Annotated in this window: 17 protein-coding genes; 11 read left to right on the forward strand and 6 right to left on the reverse strand. The window is 60.1% G+C overall.

The genetic code is table 11. The features are described 5' to 3' along the window. Nucleotide 1: 1 nt before the first annotated feature. From xni to queF, 3 genes are all read right to left on the reverse strand, one after another. Nucleotides 2–754, reverse strand: a complete 753-nt coding sequence (xni, locus tag ASF13_RS02255) for a flap endonuclease Xni (RefSeq protein WP_056232064.1) — start codon at nucleotides 752–754, stop codon at nucleotides 2–4. Between the two features lie 40 nt (nucleotides 755–794). Continuing rightward, nucleotides 795–2159 (reverse strand): nucleotide 5'-monophosphate nucleosidase PpnN, encoded by a 1365-nt coding sequence (gene ppnN / locus ASF13_RS02260; protein ID WP_056232066.1) that lies wholly within the window; start codon nucleotides 2157–2159, stop codon nucleotides 795–797. Nucleotides 2160–2327: 168 nt separating this feature from the next. Next, nucleotides 2328–3173, reverse strand: a complete 846-nt coding sequence (gene queF, locus ASF13_RS02265) for an NADPH-dependent 7-cyano-7-deazaguanine reductase QueF (protein WP_056232069.1) — start codon at nucleotides 3171–3173, stop codon at nucleotides 2328–2330. Nucleotides 3174–3291: 118 nt separating this feature from the next. Between queF and syd the strand changes: the two genes are divergently transcribed. The 4 genes from syd to ASF13_RS02285 all read left to right on the forward strand — a co-directional run bounded on the left by syd (nucleotide 3292) and on the right by ASF13_RS02285 (nucleotide 6109). Beyond that, nucleotides 3292–3843 (forward strand): SecY-interacting protein, encoded by a 552-nt coding sequence (gene syd, locus ASF13_RS02270; protein WP_056232072.1) that lies wholly within the window; start codon nucleotides 3292–3294, stop codon nucleotides 3841–3843. A 659-nt stretch (nucleotides 3844–4502) separates the two neighbouring features. Further along, nucleotides 4503–4829 carry a YqcC family protein gene (locus ASF13_RS02275; RefSeq protein ID WP_056232074.1) on the forward strand — a complete coding sequence of 109 codons (327 nt, stop codon included), beginning with the start codon at nucleotides 4503–4505 and terminating at the stop codon, nucleotides 4827–4829. Next, nucleotides 4829–5605: a tRNA pseudouridine(65) synthase TruC gene (gene truC / locus ASF13_RS02280; RefSeq protein WP_056232077.1), complete on the forward strand. Its 777-nt coding sequence runs from the start codon at nucleotides 4829–4831 to the stop codon at nucleotides 5603–5605. The genes ASF13_RS02275 and truC overlap by 1 nt, the downstream gene beginning before the upstream one ends. Nucleotides 5606–5659: 54 nt before the next feature. Then, nucleotides 5660–6109 (forward strand): flavodoxin, encoded by a 450-nt coding sequence (locus ASF13_RS02285; RefSeq protein WP_056232079.1) that lies wholly within the window; start codon nucleotides 5660–5662, stop codon nucleotides 6107–6109. A gap of 144 nt (nucleotides 6110–6253) precedes the next feature. Here ASF13_RS02285 and barA read toward each other — a convergent pair whose 3' ends face one another. Next, nucleotides 6254–8980, reverse strand: a complete 2727-nt coding sequence (barA, locus tag ASF13_RS02290; protein WP_056232082.1) for a two-component sensor histidine kinase BarA — start codon at nucleotides 8978–8980, stop codon at nucleotides 6254–6256. 839 nt (nucleotides 8981–9819) lie between these two features. Here barA and relA point away from each other — a divergent pair. From relA to queE, 6 genes are all read left to right on the forward strand, one after another. Beyond that, entirely contained in the window at nucleotides 9820–12054 is a 2235-nt protein-coding gene (gene relA / locus ASF13_RS02295) for a GTP diphosphokinase (RefSeq protein WP_056232085.1), read from the forward strand. Nucleotides 12055–12596: 542 nt separating this feature from the next. Continuing rightward, nucleotides 12597–13379 carry a nucleoside triphosphate pyrophosphohydrolase gene (gene mazG, locus ASF13_RS02300; RefSeq protein ID WP_200929761.1) on the forward strand — a complete coding sequence of 261 codons (783 nt, stop codon included), beginning with the start codon at nucleotides 12597–12599 and terminating at the stop codon, nucleotides 13377–13379. A gap of 199 nt (nucleotides 13380–13578) precedes the next feature. Then, a complete protein-coding gene (pyrG, locus tag ASF13_RS02305; protein WP_056232088.1) occupies nucleotides 13579–15216 on the forward strand; it encodes a glutamine hydrolyzing CTP synthase in 1638 nt (545 codons plus the stop codon). Between the two features lie 79 nt (nucleotides 15217–15295). Beyond that, nucleotides 15296–16591 (forward strand): phosphopyruvate hydratase, encoded by a 1296-nt coding sequence (eno, locus tag ASF13_RS02310; RefSeq protein ID WP_056232090.1) that lies wholly within the window; start codon nucleotides 15296–15298, stop codon nucleotides 16589–16591. 185 nt (nucleotides 16592–16776) lie between these two features. Continuing rightward, nucleotides 16777–18444, forward strand: coding sequence for a methyl-accepting chemotaxis protein (locus ASF13_RS02315; RefSeq protein ID WP_056232093.1), 1668 nt, complete (start codon nucleotides 16777–16779; stop codon nucleotides 18442–18444). 95 nt (nucleotides 18445–18539) lie between these two features. Continuing rightward, a complete protein-coding gene (queE, locus tag ASF13_RS02320; protein ID WP_056232094.1) occupies nucleotides 18540–19211 on the forward strand; it encodes a 7-carboxy-7-deazaguanine synthase QueE in 672 nt (223 codons plus the stop codon). Between the two features lie 176 nt (nucleotides 19212–19387). Here queE and ASF13_RS02325 read toward each other — a convergent pair whose 3' ends face one another. Further along, nucleotides 19388–20257: an MBL fold metallo-hydrolase gene (locus tag ASF13_RS02325; RefSeq protein WP_056232097.1), complete on the reverse strand. Its 870-nt coding sequence runs from the start codon at nucleotides 20255–20257 to the stop codon at nucleotides 19388–19390. 102 nt (nucleotides 20258–20359) lie between these two features. On the opposite strand from ASF13_RS02325, the gene ASF13_RS02330 reads away from it, so the two are divergent. After that, on the forward strand, nucleotides 20360–21271 hold the full coding sequence (locus tag ASF13_RS02330; RefSeq protein WP_056232361.1) for a LysR family transcriptional regulator: 912 nt from the start codon (nucleotides 20360–20362) through the stop codon (nucleotides 21269–21271). Between the two features lie 136 nt (nucleotides 21272–21407). Here the strand turns inward: ASF13_RS02330 and ASF13_RS02335 are convergent, their stop codons facing one another. After that, nucleotides 21408–22181, reverse strand: a complete 774-nt coding sequence (locus tag ASF13_RS02335) for an amino acid ABC transporter substrate-binding protein (RefSeq protein WP_056232099.1) — start codon at nucleotides 22179–22181, stop codon at nucleotides 21408–21410. Nucleotides 22182–22193: the final 12 nt, after the last annotated feature.

Below are 22193 nucleotides of genomic sequence, written 5' to 3' on the forward strand. Positions count from 1 at the left end.
CTTAACCCGGCAGGCGCAGATCCTTCAGATTCCCTTCCAGCACCAAATCTGTTTTCAGCGTCGCCACCTGCTTACAGATCTCTGCCTGCTGCTGCGCGCCGCTTAGCCGGTTGCGCCACTTGTCCGGCACCTGGTCCAGCTGTGCATAGATCGCGTCCAGGCTGCCAAACTGCTGTAACAGCTGCGCGGCGCTTTTGCCGCCAATGCCGGGGACGCCGGCGATTTTACTGCTGCTGATGCCGGCCAGCCCCCAGTAGTCGGTAAGCTGCTGCGGCGCGACGCCGAATTCATCGGCGATAAAGGGCACGTCCAGCCAGCGCTTTTGAAAGTAGTCGCGAATGCGAATGTTGGCCGCCAGCAGCTGGCAGTAGCCCTTATCGGTCGAGACGATGGTCGCCTGGTGCCCCGCTGCTGAAATTTTGCAGGCGAGGGTGGCGGCGAGGTCATCCGCCTCATCGCCGGGCGAGTGCCAGCTGGCCACGCCAAGGGTGGCGAAGGCCGCGCGCAGCAGCGGCATTTCGTCGTGCAGCGCGTCCGGCATCGGCGAACGCCCCGCTTTGTAGTCGGGCAGCAGCCTGTGCCGCCAGCTTTCGCGGCGGTCGTCATCGTCAAACACCGCCACCGCATGGCTGGCCCCGGTGTGCAGCAACAGCTGCTGCACGGCGTGAGTGCATGCCTGCTGGCAGGGCGAGCCCTGTACCGCGTGAATGCGCCGAATCAGGTTCAGCGCGTCAATAATTAACAGATGGATCATAGTGTTGGCCCTGAGCGGCCCTGCGGGCCGCTGGGTGAGGTTACTTGATGATTTCGTAGCAGGGGATGTAGGCGCTGCCGGGCAGTTTCATGCGGTGCTGGGCGACAAAGCCCTGCAGCAGCTCGTCCATGCGGCGCATCATCTGCGGATCGCCGTGCAGCTTGTACGGCCCCTGTTCTTTAATCGCGCGGATGCCGACGTCTTTCACGTTACCGGCCACGATGCCGGAGAAGGCGCGGCGCAGCGCGGCGGCCAGCTGCTCGGCGGGCTGATCCGGGTAAAGGTTGAGGTTTGCCATATTTTCATGGCTGGGCATAAAGGGCACCTGCAGGTCCGGCGCAATGCGCAGCGCCCAGTTGAAGCTGTAGGCGTCGCCGGTTTCACGGCGGTACTCTTTCACCTTCGGCATCGCTTTTTTCATCAGACGTGCCACTTCGGCCGCATCGTCAATAATGATGCGGTAGTGAACGCGGGCGGCTTCGCCCAGCGTGCTGACGATAAACTCATCCAGCCCGCGGAAGTAGTCGGCGCTCTCTTTTGGCCCGGTGAGGATCAGCGGCAGCACCTGGTCGTGATTGTGCGGGTTCATCAGGATCCCCAGCAGGTAGAGCAGCTCTTCTGCCGTGCCCACCCCGCCCGGGAAGATAATGATGCCGTGGGCAATGCGCACGAAGGCTTCCAGCCGTTTCTCAATGTCCGGCATAATGATCAGCTCATTGACCAGCGGATTCGGCGGCTCGGCGGCGATAATTGACGGCTCGGTCAGGCCGATAAAACGCCCCTCTTTGTATCGCTGCTGGGCGTGGCCCACCGCGGCGCCTTTCATCGGCGCTTCCATCACCCCCGGCCCGCAGCCGGTACAGATATTCAGCTCGCGCAGGCCGAGCTGGGCGCCGACGCTGCGGCAGTACTGGTACTCCACGGCGTTGATCGAGTGGCCGCCCCAGCACACCACGGTGTTGGGCTCTTCGCCGACGTGCAGCGCCCGCGCGTTGCGCAGAATAGAGAACACCAGGTTGGTGATATGCACCGAGTTTTCCACGTTGAGATGCTGGAAGCGCCCGGCGTGGTCGATCTGACCGTTCACAAACAGAATATCGCGCAGTACGGCAAACAGGTTGGCCTGCAGCGAGCGGATTAAGCGGCCGTCAACGAACGCCTCTTCCGGCGGGTTGATCAGCTCTAATTTGACGCCGCGTTCGCGGCGCAGCACGTTGATATCAAAACTTTCGAAGCGGGAGAGCAGCTCATGGCTGCTGTCGGTCAGACTTCCGGAGTTAAGCACGGCCAGGGAACAGTTACGAAACAGCTGGTAGAGGTCGCTGCTGGCCGTGCGCTTCAGCATGTCGACTTCCAGTTGAGAAAGCAGATCCATCGAGCCGAGTGGGCTGATTTGAGTAATCAAGTGAACTCCTTTACACCCGCCTGGGTGATCGGTAACTCCGCGACTGCAGCCGCGGGGTAAAATATCCCTGGGCATCCTTTTCTGGTTGCCCGTCATCAGCTTAGCGCTCCGGGCGCTAAAAAAACACTCCCCCGCGCGGGCAATCGCTGACGATGTGAAGCATGAGGCTTACTGACGTACCAGCCGTGAACGTGACGGACGGAAGCTGCCGTTGGTGCGCCACGGATTGATATCCAGCCCGCCGCGCCGGGTATAACGGGCGTAGACGCTGAGCGTTTCTGGCTGGCAGAAGCGCAGAATATCGTTGAAGATGCGCTCCACGCACTGTTCGTGAAACTCATTGTGGTGGCGGAATGAGACCAGATAACGCAGCAGCGCTTCGCGCTGAATACGCGGGCCACGGTAGCTGATTTGTACCGATCCCCAGTCGGGCTGGTTGGTAATCAGGCAGTTGGACTTCAGCAGATGGCTGACCAGCTGCTCTTCGACCACTTCCTGCCCGGTGGCATCCTGCAGATAGTCGGTACTGAACTGATAGTTGTCGATGGTGATATCCTGCTCGTCGATGCAGTGGCCGCTGAAGTGGCCGATCGGCTGCCCTTCGATCTCCTGCAGGCGGAACAGAGCGACGGCGACGTCGCCCTCGGCGCAGGCGCTCAGATCGCGCTCCAGCGTGTTGCGCACGTCGCCCCAGTCGGCAAAGGGGGTTTGGTTAAAGCTGTTCAGGTAGAGCTTAAAGCTTTTCGATTCGATCAGGTTACTGCTGGCGGCGTCGAGGCTCACCTCCGCCACCGCCACCTGCGGCAGACCCTTCGCGTTCAGCCATGACAGTTCGTAAAGCGTCCAGATATCGGCACCGCTGAAGGGCAGGTTATCCGGGAACAGACCCAGCGGTTCGCGGTTCAGGCTGCGCGGCACCGCCTGCAGCAGCGTCGGCTGGTAGCGGTCGTGGTACTCTGTGGGCTTACCCAGCGTCAGGCCGTCAAGGGCCTGATGGTTGTCGTAGGAAGACATCGTATTACCTTACTGCCTGTGCTGGCAGGCGCAGTTGCAAATTTGGCAGTCAGCCCGACGCGGGTTCGGGCTACAATAGGCGGTCAGTGTAACTCAGCATACTAAGAGTGAAAAAAGAATGATTGATGAAACCGGCCAGGCCTTACAGGATTTTACCGCACGTTACTGCGATCTCTGGCAGCAGCAGCGCGGGCACGCCCCTGCCAGCGCGGATTTAACCGGGGTTCCCTCACCCTGTGTGCTGCAGACGCAGCAGGAGAGCGTCTGGTGGCAACCGCAGCCTTTTACCCTGGCACAGAATCTGCTGGCGGTAGAACGGGCGCTGGATCTGCAATTGCAGCCGGCGCTTACGGCGTTCTGGACCACCCAGTTTGCCGGCGACATGGCGGCCAGCTGCGACGGCCTGGCGCTCTCGCTGCTGCAGGCGTGGAGCGAAGAGGACTTTATTCGGGTGCAGGAGAATCTAATCGGTCATCTGCTGATGAAACGGCGTTTAAAGCAGTCGCCCACGCTGTTTATTGCCACCACCGAGTCGGAGCTGGAGGTGATCTCGGTGTGTAATCTCAGCGGTGAAGTGATTCTCGAACAGCTGGGGAAGAAAAACCGCGAAGTGATTGCGCCTTCTCTTAAGAATTTTCTTATTTCGTTACAGCCACTTATCGTTAGCTGATTCGTTAATGGCTGCATGATGCGTGCGAGATCTCTTACAAAAGCTGTGCGAGATCGCCAAAGATTTTGACATTCTGTTAACGCCTAAGAATGTAAAATTATGTCAGATCATGATCTTAGCACCTTTTGCACTAAATTAACGCCCGTAGCAGGGACATATAATCTGCGCAGGTACCTTGTTTAGTCGTGATAATCGGGCAAAATTATCGTTATTGAAGGGATGCTCAGGATTCAGGATGACATCAGGATGATGTCCTCAATGGATTGAGCAGGACCCGTCAGGATGATAGCGACAGGGATAGGCTTCAACGATGAAGCAACAGGGAACAGCTCAGGATGAGATAAGGGACACCTCCAGGACGGAGAATGTGAACCGCTATGGAGAGTGGTGCTCAGGGATGTACAGGGATATTCACCGGGAAGGTGTCAGCAACGGATGGCGGAAGGACGAGTTTTCACGGAAGAGCAGGGAGCATCAAGGTAGCGGGATTGCTGCAAACGAACCGGGAGCACTGTTAACACAGTGCTCCCTTTTTTTATGCCTCGATCCTGGCCCGCCGGCCCACGTCGCGCGCTTTCCATCGCCGCAGTTGCGGCCGCCCGCGTGAAAACGGTATGCTTGCCCCCCTTTTTTATCACGCATCAGCTAAGAGGTTGACCATGAACCGTCATCAGCAGGTTCAGGCACGGTTACAGGCGACAGAACAGTGCCTGAAAGAGAGTGGCCTGTGGCAGAACCAGCCCCCGGACAGTGAGGCCTTTGCCTGCACCGAACCCTTCTGTGTGAGCACGATGCTGCCGCTGGAGTGGCTACAGTGGGTATTTTTACCGCGCATGCAGGCGTTGCTGGATGCCGGCGCGCCGTTGCCGGCCACGCTGGCCATTGCCCCTTACTATGAGGTGGCGCTCGACGCCGCGATGCCGCACCGCACGCGCCTGTTGCATTGCCTGACCGCCTTTGACAACCTGTTTGAGTCAGGCAACTGATGCTGGAAATACTGTACCAGGATGAGTGGCTGGTGGCGGTCAACAAACCTTCCGGCTGGCTGGTCCACCGCAGCTGGCTCGATCGCCATGAAACGCAGTTTGTGATGCAGACGGTGCGTGACCAGATTGGCCAGCACGTGTTTACCGTGCATCGTCTCGATCGCCCGACCTCCGGCGTGCTGCTGATGGCGCTGTCGTCGGAGGTGGCGCGCCTGCTGTCACAGCAGTTTGAACAGCATCAGCTGCAGAAAACCTACCATGCGGTCGTGCGCGGCTGGCTGGAGGGCGATGAGACGCTGGACTATCCGCTTACCGAAGAGCTGGATAAAATCGCCGATAAGTTCAGCCAGGAAAAATCGCCGCAGTCGGCGGTGACCCACTGGCGCGGGCTGGCCACGGCCGAGCTGCCGGTGGCCGTCGGCCGGTTCGCCAGCTCGCGCTATTCGCTGGTGGAGATGCTGCCGCAGACCGGGCGTAAACATCAGCTGCGCCGGCATATGAGCCATCTGCGCCATCCGATCATCGGCGACAGCAAGCACGGCGACCTGAAGCAGAACCGCAGCGCTGCCACGCACTTTGGCCTTAATCGCCTGATGCTGCACGCCAGCGAACTGCGCCTTCACCATCCGGTCACCGGCGAGCCGCTGGTGCTGCGTGCCGGGCTGGACGCGGTGTGGCAGGTGATGATGGAACAGTTTGGCTGGCAGGCCACGCTACCTGACGTGCCGAGGGTTGAGTTGCCGCCGCAAAGTCTGCAGGATAGTGAACAACTCTGAGCCGGCGGGCGCCGCTGGCCGGTAATAACCGCGACCTGAGTAAGGAAGAACAAGATGGCTGAAGTCGGTATTTTTGTGGGCACCGTATACGGTAACGCGCTGCTGGTGGCGGAAGAGGCCGAGCCGTTGCTGGTGGCGGCCGGCCACCAGGTGAAAATTTACGATGATGCTTCGCTGGCGGACTGGCAGCGTTATGCCGATAAGGTGGCGTTGGTGATTACCTCCACCACCGGGCAGGGCGACCTGCCGGACAGCATTGCGCCGCTGTTCCACGCGATGAAAGACCAGCTGGGCTACCAGCCGACGCTGCGTTACGGCGTAATTGCGCTGGGCGACAGCAGCTACAGCAACTTCTGCGGCGCTGGCAAACAGTTTGACGCGCTGCTGCAGGAGCACAGCGCGGTGCGCGTGGGCGAGGTGCTGCTGGTGGACGCGGGTGAGAACCCGGAACCGGAAGAGGTCACCTCGCCGTGGGTGGAACAGTGGGCGCAGCTGCTGAAATAAAACTGCTGCCGGGCGATGCCCGGCAAAAGTTGGGCTGACCTGCCCGCTGCCGACAGAGAGACCGGTGTTCCCGGTGCTGCACGCCAGCCGGCGATCGCCGGCAGCTCTGTCGGGAGGTGGCACTGTTACCGTTCCTGCCATGCCTTACAGCTTCAGACGTTTCTTCGCCAGCCCCGCCACGTTTTCTATCTCGTCCAGCAGTTCAAACAGCTCCGGCTCCACCGCCGCAATATCCTGCTGCTGGCGCAGGCCCTGCTCCAGCTGCTGGCAAAGCTGCTTCATACGCGGCACGCCGCTGTAGCTGGCGCTGCCGTGCAGCTTGTGAATGATATCGCGCAGGCTGGCGGCGTTGTTCTCCGCCATCGACTCCTCCACCAGTCTCTGCACCTCGGGCAGGAAATCCACCAGCATCCGCAGCAGATCTTCCGCCAGGTCGGGCTTATTGGCGGCCTGGCGCAGCGCCAGCGACCAGTCCAGCGAGGCCGGCACGTCGATTACCGGTAGCCGTTCGCCACCCTGCGGCAGGGCATAGCGTGCCAGCAGCACGCTCAGCTTCTGCTCGTCGATCGGTTTTGCCAGATAGTCATTCATCCCCGCGTGGATCAGCTGTTCGCGTTCCCCCTCCAGCGCGTGGGCGGTGACGGCGACGATCGGCGTGGTTGCATGCTGTGGCAGGGCGCGGATCGCCTCGCTGGCGCGCAGGCCGTCGATGTCCGGCATCTGGATATCCATCAGAATAATGTCCAGCTTCTGCAGCCGCGCCTGCTGGATCGCCGCTTCACCGCTGTCGCACAGCACGATCTCCTCGGCCTGCTCCTCCAGCAGGGCACCAATCAGCTTAAGGTTGGCCGGATTATCATCCACCGCCATCACCCGCAGCGGCAGACGCGTATGCAGCGGCTGCGGTCGGCTCTCCCGCGAATGGTAGTCGACCAGCGCGGGCAGCAGCCGGGTCATCGACAGCGGCTTAACCAGGCAGGCGGTCACCCCGCGCGCTTTCAGTTCTTCAGACCACATCTGCATCTGGAAAGGCAGCGCCAGAATCAGGTTGTCGGCGCGCTGCAGCAGCGGTTTCAGCTGCTCGCCGCCGAGCCCGGCCTCCGGCACCGCGCTGACCGGCATCCCCAGCAGCAGCACGTCAAAGTGGGCGTCCGGCAGCTCCTCCAGCGTCGGGCTGTAGCTGACGTGCATCGGCGTGGCGTTGAGCATCTCCAGCGTGGCGCGCGCCGCCGCCACGTTGGCCTCAACGTAGGCCAGCCGGTGCCCGGCAATGCAGTCCATCACCCGCGGGTCGCTGGCGGCATTAGGGTTCAGCGCCAGGTTGATATGGAACCAGAAGGTCGAACCGTGGTTCAGCCGGCTGTGGAAGGAGATCTCACCGCCCATCTCGCCCACCAGCCTCTGCGTGATCACCAGCCCCAGCCCGGTGCCGCCGTGGCGGCGTGAGATGCTGGCGTCCGCCTGGCGAAAGGCCTGGAACAGCTGGGACTGCTGTTTCTCGGAAATTCCGATGCCGCTGTCGTGGATCTGCACCTCCAGCTCCATGCGATTATTGCTCAGCGCGCGTTTCTCCACCCGGATATCGACGTTGCCGCGCTCGGTGAATTTAATCGCGTTACCCAGCAGGTTGACCACGATCTGCTGCAGGCGCAGCGGATCGCCGATGGCGTTATCCGGCACGTCACTCTGAATATTCAGCGTCAGCTCCAGCCCTTTCTCATGCGCCGACTGTGCCAGCAGCACCACCACTTCATCCAGCGTGGCGCGCAGCGGGAACGGAATGGTCTCCAGCACCAGCTTGCCGGCCTCAAGCTTGGAGAAGTCCAGCACGTCGTTAATGATGCTCAGCAGGTTGTTGGCCGAGCGTTCGATGGTGTTGAGATAGTCACGCTGGGTGGTGTTCAGCGCGGTTTTCAGCGTCTGGCGGGTAAAGCCGATCACGCCGTTGAGCGGGGTGCGCAGCTCGTGGGACATATTGGCGAGGAACTCGGACTTGATGCGCGCCGCTTCCTGGGCGCGTTTTTTCGCCAGGTCCAGCTCAACGTTCTGGATCTCCATCTGCTCCAGCGTTTCCCGCAGGTCGGAGGTTGCCTGGTCGATGTTCTGCTGCATCTCTTCGTGGTAAGCGGTCAGCGACATTGCCATCGAGTTAATGCCGTTTTTCAGTACGTCGAGTTCGCCGAGCATATAGCCTTCGACCCGGCTGTCGAGCTGGCCGCGACGGATGCGGTCGACGGTGCTGACCATGTTGCGGATCGGCCCGGTGACGTCACGCATCAGCCGGTAGGCGAACAGCATGGCGATGCACAGGCACAGCAGCAGCAGCAGGGTGGAGATGAATACCTCTTTGTACTGCTGCAGCCGCACCGACTGCAGGTCGAGTTCAATCACCACGTAGCCCAGCGGATTGCCGGTTGGCTTCGCCTCCTGCCCCGGGGACTCATCGGGGAAGTAGCTTTCCGAAAGGATCGGCGTGCGCAGGATCACCGAATTGCCGTGCCGCTCTTTTAAGTATTTTCCACTGAGCGGCGCATGGTCCGGCAGGCGCAGCAGATCGGGCGACTGATGGTAGTTCGAGGTGACGAACAGCTGATTTTTATCGTCGAATACCGAGATTGCCCGCACAATTTCTGAATGACGACGGTGCAGCAGGCTGACCAGCTGACGCACGGACTCGCGGCTGTGAAAGGTCATGCCATACTCGCTGGAGACCGCCAGCGGTTCAATGATGTTGGTACCGGCATCGGTAAGCTGACGCTGCAGTTCGTTATAACGGTTGACCACGAAAAAGGTCGACAGCAGCAGCCCGATCATCAACGTGGGGGCGAGTATCAGAATCATCATGCGCGCCCGCAGGCTGTATTTGGTCATGCTGTATTCCCTGTGCGAGGCCTGGGCGATCCTTCGCCGAGCGGGTGCGTCCTGGCCGAATCCCGGGTCGCCGGAGGGCGACGGTGGATGATTGCCACCGCCGTGAGCCAGCGGTGAAACGAATGACGCAATTCTACTCTCTCTGCGCCGGAACTGGCAGCCCAAAAGCCGCGCATCATAAAGAGGTTTTGGTCCGCTGAGCGGGACTGAGCTGGGCGATATCTGCGAATGCCCTGTTCTGGTGCCTCGTTATGGAGCAAGCCCTGCGCCTTGCACCGTTTTAGCGTGCAGCGTGCGTGCGCACTGACGGCGTTAATATGTTCAGCGGCGAAGGCGGCGTCAGGCGCAGGCATTCAGCGAAGTTTAGCGTAAAACTGGAACGGTTTTCGCATAAGCATCAGCTGCCACGAACCCGGCGATGGCTGACGCAATACGAAACGCCCTGCTGGCAGGGGGTCGTTGCTGCGTAATCATCCCTGATGCGAGTCGCCTGACGAGTCGGCAGAAATGGCCTACACTGCCCTGGATAAGGCCGACAGCGACAGAATTGCGTGCTGTTTTACCGCTTCACAATGGGAAGTTTTACTCTCACAACCGGAAAAGTGGCTTAAAATGTCGCAGGTGTGGAGGGCGTTGCAGCATTCGGGGGGAAGGCTGCGTATAATGTTTCGCTGAACAGAATGAAGACGGGCATGGGACGGTCAGAGAGTACTGACGTCCGGCTACCAAATGGGAACGGGTCAGGGTGCGCGGCGGGGTGTGATATCGCGCGTGCCGGGGCTCATGGTGCTGTTTAGCCGAAAAGGGTCCCCCGAACCGGGGGGCGTGCAGGAGAGGATATGGTTGCGGTAAGAAGTGCACATCTGAATACGGCCGGTGAGTTTGCGCCCGACCAGTGGATCACCAGTCTGGGGATCGCTAACCAACAGTCATGTGAACGTCTGGCCGAAACCTGGCGCTATTGTGAAACGGCGACCCAGGACCATCCGGACGCCACGCTGCTGCTGTGGCGCGGCGTGGAGATGGTGGAGATCCTCTCCATGCTCAGCATGGATCTTGAAACCCTGCAGGCCTCGCTGCTGTTCCCGCTGGCCGACGCCGGGGTAGTCAGCGAAGCGGTGCTGGAAGAGCATTTCGGCAAGGCTATCGTGCTGCTGGTGCACGGCGTGCGCGATATGGACGCCATCCGCCAGCTGAAAGCCACCCATAACGACTCGATGGCCTCCGAGCAGGTGGATAACGTGCGCCGCATGCTGCTGGCGATGGTGGAAGATTTCCGCTGCGTGGTGATCAAGCTGGCGGAGCGTATTGCTCACCTGCGTGAGGTGAAGGACGCGCCGGAAGACGAGCGCGTGCTGGCGGCGAAAGAGTGCACCAATATTTACGCCCCGCTGGCCAACCGCCTCGGCATCGGCCAGCTGAAGTGGGAGCTGGAAGACTTCTGCTTCCGCTACCTGCACCCCGATGAATACAAACGCATTGCCAAACTGCTGCACGAGCGGCGCATCGATCGCGAAGGCTATATTGATACCTTCGTTGAGTCTCTGCGCGCGGAGATCAAGAAAGAGGGTGTCAAGGCCGAGGTGTATGGCCGGCCGAAACATATCTACAGCATCTGGCGCAAGATGCAGAAAAAGGCGCTGGCCTTTGACGAGCTGTTCGACGTGCGCGCGGTGCGCATCGTCGCTGAACGCCTGCAGGACTGCTATGGCGCGCTGGGTATCGTGCATACGCTGTATCGCCACCTGCCGAACGAGTTTGATGACTATGTCGCTAACCCAAAGCCCAATGGCTATCAGTCGATCCACACCGTGGTGCTCGGGCCGAAGGGCAAAACCGTTGAAATTCAGATCCGCACCCGGCAGATGCATGAAGATGCCGAGCTGGGGGTGGCCGCCCACTGGAAGTATAAAGAGGGCTCAACCTCCGGCAGCGCCCGTGGGGCGTCCGGCCATGAAGGGCGCATTGCCTGGCTGCGTAAGCTGATTACCTGGCAGGAAGAGATGGCGGATTCGGGCGAAATGCTCGATGAAGTTCGCAGCCAGGTGTTTGATGACCGGGTCTACGTGTTTACCCCGAAAGGCGACGTTGTCGACCTGCCGGCCGGCTCGACGCCGCTCGACTTCGCCTACCATATCCACAGTGATATCGGCCACCGCTGCATCGGCGCCAAGATCGGTGGACGCATCGTGCCGTTCACCTATCAGCTGCAGATGGGCGATCAGATCGACATTATCACCCAGAAACAGCCGAATCCGAGCCGCGACTGGCTGAACCCGAACCTTGGTTACATTACCACCAGCCGCGGACGCTCGAAGATCCACGCCTGGTTCCGCAAGCAGGATCGCGATAAGAACATCATCGCCGGGCGGCAGATCCTTGACAGCGAGCTGGATCATCTCGATATCAGCCTGAAGGACGCCGAGCGGCTGCTGCTGCCGCGCTATAACTTCCATACCCTCGATGAACTGCTGGCGGCGATCGGTGGCGGCGATATTCGCCTCAACCAGATGAGCAACTACCTGCAGTCGAAGCTCAACAAGCCGAGCGCCGAAGAGGAAGATCGCGAAGCGCTGCGCCAGCTGACGCAGAAAACCGCCAGCAGCGTGCCGCGCAGCAAAGAGAGCGGCAGGGTGGTGGTGGAAGGGGTCGGCAACCTGATGCACCACATCGCCCGCTGCTGCCAGCCGATCCCCGGCGACGATATCACCGGTTTTATTACCCAGGGGCGCGGCATTTCGATCCACCGTGCCGACTGTGACCAGCTGGCCGATCTGATGTCGCACGCGCCGGAGCGCATTGTTGACGCGGTGTGGGGGGAAACCTATTCCAGCGGTTATTCGCTGGTGGTGCGCGTGACCGCCAACGATCGCAGCGGCCTGTTACGCGATATCACCACCATCCTTGCCAATGAGAAGGTCAACGTGCTGGGCGTCTCCAGCCACAGCGACACCAAAAAGCAGCTGGCGACCATCGATATGGATATCGAGATCTATAACCAGCAGGTGCTGAGCCGGGTGCTGGCAAGACTCAACCAGGTGCCAGACATAATAGATGCCAAACGTCTGCATTAACGGCGGCAGACGTAAAGTCGCTACAGGCTCTGATGCCCGGTTAACCTGCTCGCCAGCGGCCTCCCTTTCTGACGTTTGTGTCGCTGTTTTAAGGGCGTAGCTTCTCGTTCCTGTGCTGGGTTCGGCCGCAGGCGGCAGAACGCCGGGACGCCGTAAACACCTCCCTGTGGGCTCGGACGGCGCATCCTTGCGCCGTACGCCCGGCTAACCTGTCCGCCAGCGCCCTCCCTTTCTGCCTGTTGTATCGCTGTTTTTAACGTTTAAACTACCTGCTGCATAGCAAAAGCCGGATGTGCTGTCAGGCAGCGACTTCCGTCGTTACGGGCAATCGGGTATATCCGGGTTAGCGGACCGTCGGCGGCCAGGGATGGCCGCCGCCGAGCGCACATGGATGTGTTTATAGCGTGTCCGCGTTCCGGATATACCCGATACGCCGGGCACCGGAACCGGCAGCGATGGGTTCGTATAGCGGGCTCATTGGTTCAGACGGGTACTGAAACCGGCAGCGAATTACTCTTTCTCACACTTAAATGGATGAAACTATGACTTCTCTCGATCGCCTGCTCGGCATCATGAAAACCCTGCGCGACCCTGAGCACGGCTGCCCGTGGGATCGCGAGCAGACCTTTGCCACCATCGCACCCTATACGCTGGAAGAGACCTATGAGGTGATCGACGCGATCAACCGCGCCGACTTCGACGACCTGCGCGGCGAGCTGGGCGATCTGCTGTTCCAGGTGGTGTTCTATGCGCAGATGGCGCAGGAGCAGGGGCGTTTCGACTTCAACGACATCTGCACCGCCATCAGCGACAAGCTGGAGCGCCGCCACCCGCATATCTTTGCCGATGCACAAGCCGGCAGCAGCGCCGAGGTGCTGGTTAACTGGGAGCAGATTAAAAGCGAGGAGCGGGCGGATAAGGCGCAGCACTCGGCGCTGGACGATATTCCCGCCGCGCTGCCGGCGCTGATGCGCGCGCACAAAATCCAGAAACGCTGCAGCAACGTCGGCTTCGACTGGACCACCCTCGGGCCGGTGCTGGACAAAGTGTATGAAGAGATCGACGAGGTGATGCACGAGGCGAAGCAGGCGGTGATCGACGAGCAGAAGCTTGAAGAGGAGATCGGCGATTTGCTGTTTGCCACGGTCAATCTGTCGCGCCATCTGGGCAAGAAAGCCGAAACCGCGCTGCAAAAGGCCAATACCAAATTTGAACGGCGCTTCCGCCAGGTTGAGCAGATTATCGCCGCTCAGGGGATGAGTATGCCGCAGGCGACGCTGGAGCAGATGGAGGCCGCGTGGCAGCAGGTAAAGTCAGAGGAATAATTGGCTGACACGATTCAACAAAAATGTGACGCGCGTCAACCTTCTGCGTGGCGAAATCAGGTAATGTCAGGGCGGTAAATGCGGTGGCGGTAACACAACCGGAAACGATCAATTGTCGTTCCGGGGTGTTTCGGGTATACTATTTTCCCGTCCTGGTATTTCATTCCATCGTCTTTAAACCTACATTCTCAGGTTCAGCATGACAACGAACTATATTTTTGTGACCGGCGGGGTCGTTTCCTCTCTGGGTAAAGGCATTGCTGCCGCTTCCCTGGCTGCAATCCTTGAAGCGCGCGGTCTTAACGTGACCATCATGAAGCTGGATCCGTATATCAACGTCGATCCGGGCACCATGAGCCCGACTCAGCACGGTGAAGTGTACGTCACCGACGACGGCGCAGAAACCGATCTGGATCTCGGTCACTACGAGCGTTTCATTCGCACCAAGATGAGCCGCCGCAACAACTTCACCACCGGCCGTATCTACTCAGAAGTGCTGCGCAAAGAGCGTCGCGGTGACTATCTGGGCGCGACCATTCAGGTGATCCCACACATTACCAATGCCATCAAAGAGCGCATCATCGAAGGCGGCGAAGGCCACGATGTGGTGCTGGTTGAAATTGGTGGCACCGTCGGTGATATCGAGTCTCTGCCGTTCCTTGAAGCCATCCGTCAGATGGCGGTGGATGTGGGCCGCGAGCACACCATGTATATGCACCTGACCCTGGTGCCCTATATGGCCGCCGCCGGTGAAGTGAAAACCAAACCTACCCAGCACTCGGTGAAAGAGCTGCTGTCGATCGGCATTCAGCCAGACGTGCTGATCTGCCGCTCTGACCGCGCCGTACCGGCCAACGAACGCGCCAAGATTGCGCTGTTCTGTAACGTGCCGGAAAAAGCGGTGATCTCGCTGAAAGACGTCGACTCGATCTACAAGATCCCGGGCATGCTGAAATCGCAGGGCCTCGACGACTTTATCTGCAAACGTTTCAACCTGAACGCACCGGAAGCCAACCTGGCCGAGTGGGAGCAGGTGATTTACGAAGAAGCTAATCCGGGCGCGGAAGTGACCATCGGTATGGTCGGCAAGTACGTTGAGCTGCCGGATGCCTATAAGTCGGTGATTGAAGCCCTTAAGCACGGCGGCCTGAAAAACCGCGTCACGGTCAACATTAAGCTGATCGACTCGCAGGATGTGGAAACCCGCGGTGTGGAAGTGCTGAAGGATCTGGATGCTATCCTGATCCCGGGCGGCTTCGGCTACCGTGGCGTGGAAGGCAAGATCATGACCGCGCAGTATGCGCGCGAGAATAATATCCCGTACCTCGGCATCTGCCTGGGTATGCAGGTGGCGCTGATGGAGTTCGCCCGCAACGTGGCGAACATGCCTGGTGCCAACTCCACCGAATTCCAGCCGGACTGTAAGTACCCGGTGGTGGCGCTGATCACCGAATGGCGTGATGAAGAAGGCAACGTTGAGCAGCGCACCGAGCAGAGCGACCTGGGCGGCACCATGCGTCTGGGCAGCCAGCAGTGCCAGCTGACCGATGACAGCCTGGTGCGCAAGCTGTACGGCAGCGACACCATCGTTGAGCGTCACCGTCACCGCTATGAAGTGAACAATATGCTGTTGCAGCAGATTGAAGCGGCCGGCCTGCGCGTCGCGGGTCGTTCCGGCGACGACCAGCTGGTGGAGATCATCGAGATCCCTGACCACCCGTGGTATGTTGCGTGTCAGTTCCACCCGGAGTTCACCTCCACGCCGCGTGACGGACATCCGCTGTTCAGCGGCTTCGTGAAGGCAGCAAACGAGTTCCAGAAGCGTTTGGCAAAATAAGTGTTTTCATAACGCCCTGAACTTCGGTCTCAGGGCGTTGTTGTCTAAGTTTAAGTTAACTTGTACTGAGGAAAAACTAATGTCCAAAATCGTAAAAGTCATCGGCCGCGAAATCATCGACTCCCGTGGTAACCCGACTGTAGAAGCAGAAGTTCACCTGGAAGGCGGCTTTGTTGGTCTGGCTGCGGCACCATCAGGTGCTTCTACCGGTTCCCGCGAAGCGCTGGAACTGCGTGACGGTGACAAATCTCGTTTCCTGGGCAAAGGCGTAACCAAAGCCGTTGCCGCTGTTAACGGTCCTATCGCTGACGCCGTAACCGGTAAAGACGCGAAAGACCAGGCTAACATCGACAAGATCATGATCGAGCTGGACGGCACCGAGAACAAATCCAAGTTTGGCGCTAACGCCATCCTGGCCGTTTCTCTGGCTGCTGCGAAAGCGGCCGCTGCCTCTAAAGGTCAGCCGCTGTACGAGCACATCGCTGAACTGAACGGCACCGCAGGCAAGTTCTCTATGCCACTGCCAATGATGAACATCATCAACGGCGGCGAGCACGCGGACAACAACGTCGACATTCAGGAGTTCATGATCCAGCCTGTTGGCGCGAAAACGCTGAAAGAAGCGCTGCGTATCGGTTCTGAAGTGTTCCACACCCTGGCAAAAGTGCTGAAGTCTAAAGGCCTGAGCACCGCGGTCGGCGACGAAGGCGGCTACGCGCCAAACCTGGGTTCTAACGCCGAAGCACTGGCCGTTATCGCAGAAGCGGTAAAAGCAGCAGGCTACGAGCTGGGCAAAGACGTTACCCTGGCGATGGACTGTGCGGCATCTGAATTCTACAAAGACGGCAAGTACGTGCTGGCTGGCGAAGGCAACAAAGCCTTCACCTCTGAAGAGTTCACCCACTTCCTGGAAGACCTGACCAAAGATTACCCAATCGTCTCTATCGAAGACGGCCTGGACGAATCTGACTGGGCGGGCTTCGCATACCAGACCAAAGTACTGGGCGACAAAATCCAGCTGGTCGGTGACGATCTGTTCGTGACCAACACTAAGATCCTGAAAGAAGGTATCGATAAAGGCATCGCTAACTCAATCCTGATCAAATTCAACCAGATCGGTTCACTGACCGAAACCCTGGCTGCGATCAAGATGGCGAAAGACGCCGGCTACACCGCGGTGATCTCTCACCGTTCAGGTGAAACCGAAGATGCCACCATCGCTGACCTGGCGGTCGGTACCGCTGCAGGCCAGATCAAAACCGGTTCTATGAGCCGTTCTGACCGCGTAGCTAAGTACAACCAGCTGCTGCGTATTGAAGAAGCGCTGGGCAACCGTGCGCCATTCAACGGCCTGAAAGAAGTTAAAGGCCAGTAAGCTGCGTTAATCCCCGCCGTCACCGGCGCGGAATAACCGACAAAACCCCGTCTGCGGACGGGGTTTTTTTATGCCTGTCGCTACACAAATTCTGGCACCCGGCCTGCCGCCGAGGCTAAAGTTCCCGCCGTTGTTAACCGATAATCAGTGGTGTCCGCCATCTTCCCCACTACAGAGTGAGCACCATGTTCAAAAACGTTAAAGTTGTCACCAGCATCCTTATTATGCTGCTCATTTTCAGTGCGCTGCTGCTGGTCTCCAGCGGGCTGTCGTTTAACGCCATCAGCCAGGATAAGGCCAACTTCAACCGTGCCGGGATCCTCACCCAGCAGCAGGGGCAGCTCAGCGACGCATGGCAGACGCTGGTCAAAACCCGCGTCACCATTAACCGCGTGGCGATCCGCATGCTGAAGAAGCAGACCGATGACGCCTCGCTGGCGGCGATGGCGAAACTGCTTGGCCAGGCGCGCGAGACGCTGGACGACGCGCAGCAGCACTTTACCCGGTATCAAAATATGCCAGTGGTCAGCGGCGAGAGCGCGGCGCTGGCCGACGCGGTCGGCGCGCGCTACCAGCAGCTGCACGGTCTGCTGCAGCAGTCGATACAGTTCCTCGCGGCGAACAACTATGAGGCCTACGGCAATCTCGACACGCAGCAGGCGCAGGACGAGCTGGAGAGCACCTACGAGCAGTGGCGGGAGCAGAACCGTCAGCTGCTGCAGGTGGGTACGGACCAGAATCAGCAGGGCTACAGCAATATGCTGTGGACGCTGGCGTCGGTGCTGGTGGTACTGGTGGTGCTGCTGATCGCGGTGTGGCAGGGGATCCGTCGCGTGCTGCTGAACCCGCTGCAGCAGCTGCTGGCGCATATGCAACGCATTGCCGCCGGTGACCTGTCGCAGACGCTGGCGGTCGAAGGGCGCAGCGAAATGGGCCAGCTGGCCGATGGGCTGACGCAGATGCAGCACTCGCTGATTAACACCGTCAGCAACGTACGCGACAGCTCAAACGCCATCTATACCGGCGCCAGCGAGATTTCTCAGGGCAACAGCGACCTCTCGTCGCGCACCGAGCAGCAGGCCGCCTCGCTGGAGCAGACCGCCGCCAGCATGGAGCAGCTGACCGCCACGGTGAAGCAGAACGCCGATAACGCCCGCCAGGCAACGGTGCTGGCCAGAAACGCCTCGGAAACCGCCGGGAAGGGCGGCCGGGTGGTCGACGGCGTGGTGAAAACCATGAGTGAAATCTCCGACAGCTCGCGACGCATTGCCGATATCACCAGCGTGATCGACGGCATCGCTTTCCAGACCAATATTCTGGCGCTGAACGCCGCGGTGGAAGCGGCGCGCGCCGGCGAGCAGGGCCGCGGATTTGCAGTGGTGGCGGGGGAGGTGCGTAACCTGGCCCAGCGCAGCGCCCAGGCGGCGAAAGAGATCAAAGGCCTGATCGAAGCTTCAGTCAGCCGGGTCGACTCCGGTTCGCAGCAGGTGACCACCGCCGGAGAGACCATGAATGAAATCGTCAGCGCGGTGGTGCGCGTCACCGATATCATGGGTGAGATCGCCTCGGCCAGCGACGAGCAGAGCCGGGGTATCGACCAGATCGGCGTGGCGGTCACCGAGATGGATCGGGTGACCCAGCAGAACGCCGCGCTGGTGCAGCAGTCGGCGGCGGCCTCGGCCTCGCTGGAGGAGCAGGCCAGCCGCCTGACCCAGACGGTGGCGGTGTTTAAAATTGGTCAGCCGGCGGCGGTGGCGCGGGTGACGCCCACGGTGCCGGCGCTTAAAACCCCGCAGCTGGCGGCTCCGCGCAAGGCGCTGGCCGCTGATGAGGGCAACTGGGAGACCTTTTAACGACTGAGGACGGCCGGAAGGCACAGGATGGTTGGTGTTGCAGTCGCAATCTGCCATAATCTGCGCCCGTTATTTAGCCACCAGTCGAGAAGTCAATGCAGTACCCGATAAATGAAATGTTCCAGACGTTGCAGGGCGAAGGGATTTATACCGGCGTTCCGGCAATTTTTATCCGCCTGCAGGGATGCCCGGTGGGCTGCAGCTGGTGTGATACCAAACACACTTGGGATAAGCTGGCCGATCGGGAAACCTCGCTGGGCGATATTTTGCTGAAAACGGCAGAGACCGACGCCTGGGGTGCGGCCGACGCCGCAGCGCTGATTGCGGTTGTCCGCCAGCACGGCTGGACGGCGCAGCATATTGTGATTACCGGCGGTGAGCCGTGCATTCACGACCTGACGCCGCTGACCGCCGAACTGGAGCAGCAGGGCTTCAGCTGCCAGATAGAAACCAGCGGCACCCATGAGGTGCGCTGCACCGCCACCACCTGGGTGACGGTATCGCCGAAGGTCAACATGCGCGGCGGCTACGACGTGCTGCATTCGGCGCTGGTGCGCGCCGATGAAGTGAAGCACCCGGTGGCCCGCCAGCGTGATGTCGATGCGCTGGACGACCTGCTGGCGACGCTGAGCGACAGCAAGGCGCGGATTATCGCGCTGCAGCCGATCAGCCAGAAGGACGATGCCACTAAGCTGTGCATCGACACCTGTATTGCCCGCAACTGGCGGCTGTCGATGCAGACCCACAAGTACCTGAATATTGCCTGATGCCACGTTCACCGGCGTTCTCCACGCCGGTGAACATCGCCACGTATCGAGGCCACGTTCGTCACCGCACACAGCCCTGAAGACGCCGTAAACGGAACGTTTCAGGCCGGCTCTGCCGCACGGGATTTCCGCTGCGAATGCCGCCCGCTACGCCAGTGTTACCTTTGCAAACGCCGTTACGGCCACTGCATTTCCCCTTTCAGCACTTTCGCACTCAGTTCCAGGCTCGACACGTCTTTCAACGCCGGATAGCTGGCCTTCATCGCCTCGGTAAAGGCGACGGCGTCTTTGGTCTGCGTCAGCGTCTCTTCGGCTTTTTTCAGGTAGTTCAGCGTAAAACTAACCGACTCTAATGATTCCGCTGCCCCTGGCAGGAAGTGCCCCGGGATCACCCGCTGCGGCTGCAGCGCGGCGATCGCCTGCAGCTTCTGCTGCCACACTTCGCGCGCGGCTTTGGTCTGCGCGTCCGCCAGCCAGACGTGAATATTGTCACCGGACACCTGCACGCCGCCGAGCACGGTTTTCAGCGCCGGTACCCACAGCCAGCCGTTCTGCGGCTCCGCGCCGTGGCTGCCCTGAACTTCAACGATCTGGCTGTCAACGGTGAAGCTGCTGCCCGCCAGCACCTGCGGCACGATCAGCGATTTTGGCGCGTTGTCGCCCATTTTCGGGCCCCAGAACGCCAGCTTATGGTCTTTGGTCTGGTTGATCAGCGCGACGGTGGCGGCGGTGGCGACGATCTTAGCCTGTGGAAACGCCTGCTTAATGGTGTCGAGGCCGAAGTAGTAGTCGGGATCGGACTGGCTGATAAACACCGTGGTCAGCTTTTTGCCGGTGGCCTTAATGCGTCTGACCAGCTCTTCGGCGTCGTTACGCTGGAACTGGGCGTCGATCAGCACCACCTCGTGCGGGCCGGAGATGATCTCGCTGGAGACCGGGAAAATGCTGGCTTCGCCCGGATTATAAACCTGCAGCTGCAGCGGTTCGGCGGCGTAAAGCGGGGCGCTGGCCGCGCCGGCCAGCAGTAAAATCGATAAACGTTTCATGGCAGTTAACCTGTGATGCGAAAAGTCCCCTATTGTGGATTGCAAAACGGGCCGGATAAACCGACTATCAGGCAACAGATTGTTGCATAAAACGGGCATATGATGGACAGGCTGACCGCAGCACAGGTTTTTATCACTATCGTTCAGCGCGGCAGCCTGTCGGCGGCCGCGGAAACGCTGGCGATGTCGCGGGCGATGGTCACCCGCTATCTGACGCAGATGGAGAGCTGGTCCGGGGCGCGACTGCTGCACCGCAGCACCCGCCGCCTGAGCCTGACCCCGGCCGGGGAGCATGCGCTGGCCCGCTGTCAGCAGCTGATGGCGCTGGCCGTGGAAATCGAGAACAGCAACCAGCCGGAAGGGGACGCGTTGTCCGGGCTGCTGCGCGTCTCCTGTTCACTGTCGCTGGGTCAGAGCGTGCTGATGGCGGCGATTGACACCTTCCAGCGTCAGCACCCGCGCATCCGTATCGATCTGCATATCAGCAACCAGCGGGTCAACCTGGTGGAGGAGCGCATCGATCTGGCGTTGCGCATTACCTCACAGCTGGAGCCCAACCTGATCGCCCGCCCGCTGCATCGCTGCCGGTCGGTGATCTGCGCCTCAGCGGACTATCTGACGCGCAGCGGCACGCCGCAGACGCCGGCGCAGCTCGCACAGCACAACTGCCTGGCCTATTCGCACTTTGGCAAAAGCCTGTGGCACTTCAGTCGGGGTGAGGAACTGGAGGCGGTGGCGGTGAGCGGTAATCTCAGCGCCAACGATTCGGTGATGCTGCTGGCCGCCACGCTGGCCGGCAGCGGTATTTCAATGCAGCCGACCTTCAGCGCCGGGCCGTATCTGGCCAGCGGCCAGCTGGTGGCGCTGCTGCCCGAGTGGCAGCTGGAGGACCTCGGCGTTTACGCCATCTACACCTCACGCCAGCACCAGTCGCCGCGGCTGCGCGCGTTACTGGATTTTCTGGCGCAGTGGTTCAGCGGCGATGAAGCGGCACGATTGTTAAACGGCGAGTAGAGGGGGCTTACAGGGTTTGGCACGGTTGTTAAACGCGGATCGGTGCGGCTTGCAGATGGCGGCTCGGCTTACAGGCGGGGCGTAGCGGGACTTTGCGACAGGCGCGAAGATCCGCGCCTGTCGCCGGGCTGTTACCTTATTTCGACACGTCAGCACCGAAGTACTGCTGCGAGATGCGCTGGTAAGTGCCGTCACTCTTAATGCTGGCTAAGGCCTTATCGATCGCCGCCTTCAGCTCCGGATTACCTTTACGGATCAGGATCCCTTCCTGCTCGGCGTCACTCTGGGTGGCGACGATTTTCACCGGCGCGTCCGGCTTATGCTTTTTAAAGTCGAGGAACGACAGGTTGTCGTTGATGGTGGCATCGGCGCGGCCGCTGGCGACCAGATCAACAGACTGGTTAAAGCCGTCGGTACCAACGATCTCCGCCTTATATTTGCGCGCCAGTTCTGCGAAGTTGCTGGTCAGCGACTGGGCAGATTTCCTGCCGTTCAGATCTTCAAAGGTCTTCACGCTGGTGTTGTCGTTACGCACGATCAGCGCCGCTTTGGAGCTGATATAGGGTTCGGAGAAATCATACTTCGCCTGACGTGCCGGAGTGATCGACACCTGGTTAATCACCGCTTCATACCGGTTAGCATCCAGCCCGGCTACCAGGCCATCCCATTTGCTCTCGACAAATTCCGCCTTTACGTTGAGGCGTTTTGCCACTTCGCGGCCAATTTCGACGTCGAAGCCGGTCAGCTTGCCGCTGGCGTCATGGAAGGTGAAGGGCGGATAGGTGCCTTCGGTACCGATTTTCAGCACCCCGGCGGACTGGATTTTTGCCAGATCGTCAGCAGCCAGTGCGCCGCCTGCGAAGCCGAGCTGAACCAGGCCTGCAAAGACCAGCGTTGCGAGTGTTTTCATCTTAGTGCTCCT

It is taken from the genome of Erwinia sp. Leaf53 (assembly GCF_001422605.1).
Taxonomy (GTDB): Bacteria; Pseudomonadota; Gammaproteobacteria; order Enterobacterales; family Enterobacteriaceae; genus Erwinia.